This is a genomic window from Massilia sp. CCM 8734 (assembly GCF_011682155.1).
GTDB lineage: Bacteria > Pseudomonadota > Gammaproteobacteria > Burkholderiales > Burkholderiaceae_D > Telluria_A > Telluria_A rubra.
The window spans coordinates 1-393 of record NZ_WHJI01000210.1 but is presented as its reverse complement, the minus strand read 5'-3'; the positions used below and the strand labels follow the sequence as shown (position 1 = coordinate 393).

Below are 393 nucleotides of genomic sequence, written 5' to 3'. Positions count from 1 at the left end.
AGCTGCGGATCGTTGCGCACGTCCCGCGCCTCCAGGTTGAGCTTCACATAAGGTTGCCAGTCGAGCCGGCGTCGAAGGCGGCGCATCAGCATGCGGTAGAACGTGGGCCGGGACAGATCTTGTTTGAAAGGGGTGACAAGAACGATGTTTGTGCTTACGCCCTGCGCAGGCACGACAAAATCGTCGCGTACCTCATCGAAATACCAGTGGAAACGGACCCACACTTCGGAATCAAGTTGGCCGCGCCATTCGCTGAAGCCGGCGAGCTTGGCGGGCACGATGCGCCGGATCTCGCGCAGCAAGGTGTCGTCGGCCTGTATGAGCGTGGCAAGGTGCGCGACCGCGCGCAGCTGGGCCGTGGTCATTCTCACTTCGGGAAACGGGGTGCTACAA

Annotated in this window: 1 protein-coding gene; it reads right to left on the bottom strand. The window is 61.3% G+C overall.

All coding sequences use genetic code 11. The annotated features are described in order from the left end of the window. Positions 1-365 (bottom strand): DUF4902 domain-containing protein (locus F2P46_RS39060; RefSeq protein WP_229509607.1); only part of this gene is annotated, 365 nt, incomplete at its 3' end. Between the last annotated feature and the right edge of the window lie 28 nt (positions 366-393).